At 64.8% G+C, this 3,955-nt stretch carries 5 protein-coding genes; 1 reads left to right on the top strand and 4 read right to left on the bottom strand.

Going from position 1 to position 3,955, the window contains the following annotated elements; all coding sequences use genetic code 11:
* Window positions 1-260: 260 nt before the first annotated feature.
* The 4 genes from EPN29_02525 to EPN29_02510 all read right to left on the bottom strand — a co-directional run bounded on the left by EPN29_02525 (window position 261) and on the right by EPN29_02510 (window position 3,654).
* Entirely contained in the window at window positions 261-806 is a 546-nt protein-coding gene (locus tag EPN29_02525; protein ID TAN34606.1) for a hypothetical protein, read from the bottom strand.
* Window positions 807-934: 128 nt separating this feature from the next.
* Entirely contained in the window at window positions 935-1,546 is a 612-nt protein-coding gene (locus EPN29_02520; protein ID TAN34605.1) for a hypothetical protein, read from the bottom strand.
* A 147-nt stretch (window positions 1,547-1,693) separates the two neighbouring features.
* Window positions 1,694-2,767, bottom strand: coding sequence for a Fic family protein (locus EPN29_02515; protein ID TAN34604.1), 1,074 nt, complete (start codon window positions 2,765-2,767; stop codon window positions 1,694-1,696).
* 347 nt (window positions 2,768-3,114) lie between these two features.
* The gene (locus EPN29_02510) at window positions 3,115-3,654 is read right to left on the bottom strand and encodes a DinB family protein (GenBank protein ID TAN34603.1); all 540 of its coding nucleotides are present in this window, start codon (window positions 3,652-3,654) and stop codon (window positions 3,115-3,117) included.
* A gap of 25 nt (window positions 3,655-3,679) precedes the next feature.
* On the opposite strand from EPN29_02510, the gene EPN29_02505 reads away from it, so the two are divergent.
* The coding region (locus tag EPN29_02505; GenBank protein TAN34602.1) for a hypothetical protein at window positions 3,680-3,955 on the top strand (276 nt) is incomplete at its 3' end.

The following is a 3,955-nucleotide window of genomic DNA, read 5'->3' as shown; positions in this document are numbered from 1 at the left end:
ACGCCCTGGTGGGTCGCAAGTTCGTGATCGGCGAGGTTTCCTGCTTCGGCCAGCGCCTTTGCGAGCCCTGCAGTCACCTCGAGTGCCTGACCAAGCCCGGAGTATTGAGGTCGCTGGTCCGCCGCGGAGGATTGCGAGCCGACGTGCTGACCGACGGCGTGTTGGGCGTCGGCGACGTGATCCGCGTCTCAGATTGAACCGCCCGGGCAGGAGGGTGAGGTCGGCAAGGCTCATCAGCGGCAACGCGCCACGGTATCAAGTCACTCAGGACTCATGGAGCGGCGGGCCCCCAGCATCAACCCCGCGGTTCCGCGCGCCAGGCGGAGGGGAATGACCGCCTCCAGCGAATCGATCACGGTCAGCAGGCGCGGGCCGATCTCCAGCGGTGGCACCCGAAAGGCGGAGTAACGGTCGCTCCGCCGCGGATCGCCGCGGAATTCCAGGACCTCCCTATCGCCGGCGGTCCGTCGGTACGCCAGGCGGTTGAAGTCAGGGCTGGGCAGAAGCCACGCCGCTTCGATCGTGACCGACTCCATCAGCAGCACCGCATAGAGAAAGGCCGGATGTTCACGGACATGGCCGGCTGGATAATCGGCAGTCGCCTCCACCAGTCCGTTGCCATCCGCCTCGCCCGCGGTCTTCACCTGGATGGCGATCGCCGGCACTCCGCCCCGGCGGCCGGCGGTGGCATCGATATGGTCGTCGTCCGCGACCGGCGTGAACAGCTGCAGTTCGCCATCCGACGAGACCATCGAGTACAGCGCCATCGCCAGCTCGCCGGCGCGTCCTAGTTGGGTCTTGTCCATGTCAGGGCAGAAGCGATTGTTGCGGGTCGGATCTGACGACTCAACCTATTGACGGCCTGACGCTCACCAGGCGAGGCGACCGCGAGCTTGCGAACGGAGCTCGCGGCCGCCGTGCTGTCTGATCCGACTCAGACCCTGGAAGGCTGCTTGATCTCGGCGAAGGCCGCCTCGAAGATCTCGACCTTGACGTCGGTTGCGCCGGCCGCGTCCGCCGCATCGCGGCGGAGGCTGCTGACCCTGGGCTCGCTGGCCTCGAGGTCGGCCAAGGTGTCCCAAACGGTGGCCACCGAACTCCGGCCGGTCTGCCGGTTGACGTTCACGAGCGTGGCGCGGTAGCCCTTCTGGGCCTGAAGCACCGGCAAAACCTCCTTCTGCATGAACCTGATGACGTTGTCGATCTTGTCCGGCACACCGGCCACCGTGTTGAACCTGACGAAGACACCCGCTTTGGGCGGCTGTGGACGGTCCGCGATCACCTGCTCGAATCGATCAACGTCGACGATCGACCCACCCGTGGCGGCCGCGGATTGAGACCGGCTGTCGATGCCGAATTGCTCGCTGGCATTGAGCGCGTGGGTCGTCTCCCACATCGTGATCCCGATCGCGCTTCCGGTCTTGCGATCCACCAGCAGCACAGCGCCGCCGTTGCCTGGTGTCGTTCGAGCCTTCGGAACCACCTTCTCCTTGAAGAAGGCGATCCCCTTCTCGAGTGCATCCGGCGAGGTCTGGAGCCGAGTCATACGTCCGTACATCGATACCGCCTCCAAGCCTAGACACACGCAACCCGGTATCCGGGTCAGGTCCCGATGAGCCTACTCCTCCAGGCCGGCAATGACCGCCCGAGTTTCCTGGCCATCGGGAAGCCGTCACCGGTGCCGGGACGAGGCTTACTCCGGCCTTGATTTCTGGCCGCTGGATGCGCCTCGCTTTCGCGGCAGGCGCAGCGTCGCATAGCGGTCCCGCCGGTATTCGTCCACCCACTGTCGAGAGCTCCGCCACGTTCCATCCTCGGCTCGAACCGCCTTCAGCCGGGAGCGTCGCGCGGCGTTACGCAGTGCCACCACCGAAAGGTCTTTCGCCGCCAACGCCTCCAGTGGGACGAGCTTCGCCGGTCCCGCCACCGCGGGCAGGACGAAGCGGCTGAGGTTATCGAGAACCGCGCGGGCGATGATCTCGCCCAACGGCCCCGGATCGCCTCGGTCGGCGCGGTTCAGGGCATCCAGGTAGCGATCTCGACGGCGCTTCAGGATGATCGCGGGCGGGTAACCGAGCCGAACCAGCAGAAGGTTCATGAGCAAACGGCCGGCGCGGCCGTTGCCGTCGATGAAGGGATGGATGCGTTCGAACGCCGCATGCCGCGCCGCCAGCGCCTCCGCGATGGGCAACGGCTCGCGATGCAGGCCGGCGACGCGATCCACCCAGTCGCGGACCAGCGCGGGTATCTCGGTGTGGCTCGGTGGTTTCATCTCGTGCTTGAAGGCGTGGATGTCATGCCGGCGCCAGTTGCCCGGGCTTTCCTCTTCGGAGGCGTCCGGATGTGGAGCAACTTCCCAGACGGGCGTCATGGCCAGCCGGTGAACATGGCGGACTTCGGTAAGGGTGAGCAACTTGCCGCTGGTCCATGGGCCAGAGCTCAAAGCCTGGCTGTACACCCATTGAGCTGCGGCTGCGTAGCCGCTGACCTCCAGGTAGTCCTTGAGTTCCTTGCTGCCAACTGCCTTGCCGTCGCGGAGAAGAACCTCAACTTCTCGCAGGACGAGGGTGTTGCCCTCCAGGCCGGTTGAGTTGTGGGCCTCGTGATACCAGATGTCGGTCCAGATGCTCTCGGCCTCATCGGGCGATGGCAGGCCACCGAGGCGACTCTTCAGTTCCTCAACCATGAAGGCGAGTCGGACGTGCAACGCTTCCCTGGTGGGACGCCCACGGCTCGTAGCTCGAGCAGTCTTAGGTAGGTTGCGCATATGACTGGCTAGTCAATTGTACAACTCAACCTAGTTAGGTTGCGATATCTTTCCCTGGCGAAATCCCCAACCCAACCTAAGTGAGTCACCGCAAGTCCTCACTGAACTCTTTGTGGCGGAGCTTGCATTCCAGCGTGTGGTTGGGTAACCACAACTCGCTGGCGCCAGCACGTCTGGCGCGGATCGTGCCGGCCACGGTGGCCGCTCGCGCGCTTGCCGAACTGCGCAGCGATCATCTCGGCCGAGAGCCGAGGCACATCCGCTGCCGACGGCCCGCACACCCGCACCTCCGCGCCGAGTTCCCGCAACCCCCACGGCGAGTCACGTCTGCTCAACGAGGGCCGTTCCTACCTGTGCATTGTGTTGACGATGCGTTCGACCTGCTTGACGTGCGTCCGTTCATGGCCGGCCAGCCACCGGCCGTAGAAAAGCACGGTCCGTTCCAGCACCTTTCCCGCGCCCGTCACCGTCGCCGTGCGTGACCAACCTTCGCGAGGCAACGGTTCCAGGGCGGCCAGTAGATCGGCGCGCTGCGTGGCAAAGGAGCGCAACGAGGGCCCGAATTCAAGCTCGCGGTAGTCCGTCTTTTTGATCCAGGTGAGGGGATTGACCGCCCGCAGCGTCGGCGTTTCCTCGGCGATCATCGCCTCCATGCAGTTGCCCCAGACGTCAGCACACGCACGGAGATGGGCGAGCACATCGTTGGCGGACCACTCATCGCGGTGGGGGTTGGCATGCAACTCCGGTGGTGCCAGACCGGCGGTGAGAGTCGCGATGCGCCGCGGCGTCTCCTCGAGCAGGGTCAGAACCCGCTCGATCGTGAGTGATTTGTTGGGCACCGCGTCATCTTGGCTGAGATCCGAATCGTTCGGAGCATCCGGTCGTATTCGACAATGTCATGTCAGAGGGCTGTTGAGCATCCAATCCGGGCAGGACCGCGGGCAAGACGTCGAGTTCATTGCCTCGTTCACGCGCTGCGTGGCCGTAGCCCTCGACATTTCCATCGCCGACGTGCCGCAGCCAGATGCTATGGGGAGTGATTGGAAAGGGCAACTCCGCCAGTGGCTAGCGCGGCGCCATCTGGGTCTGGTGCGGCTTGCCGGCGCCACCACCTTCGAATGGCCCGGTTACTGGATCGCGGTCGCGAAGCGAAACGATTCTCAACGCGATGCCGCTGTTCTCATGTTC

This window comes from bacterium (genome assembly GCA_004299235.1).
In the GTDB taxonomy this organism is placed as follows: Bacteria; Chloroflexota; Dormibacteria; order Dormibacterales; family Dormibacteraceae; genus SCQL01.
This window is presented reverse-complemented; position numbering and strand designations above follow the sequence as displayed.

Coding starts and splice junctions, on each gene's coding strand:
- EPN29_02525 (TAN34606.1), bottom strand. CDS start 806: ATGGACAAGACCCAACTAGGACGCGCCGGCGAGCTGGCGATGGCGCTG.
- EPN29_02520 (TAN34605.1), bottom strand. CDS start 1,546: ATGACTCGGCTCCAGACCTCGCCGGATGCACTCGAGAAGGGGATCGCC.
- EPN29_02515 (TAN34604.1), bottom strand. CDS start 2,767: ATGCGCAACCTACCTAAGACTGCTCGAGCTACGAGCCGTGGGCGTCCC.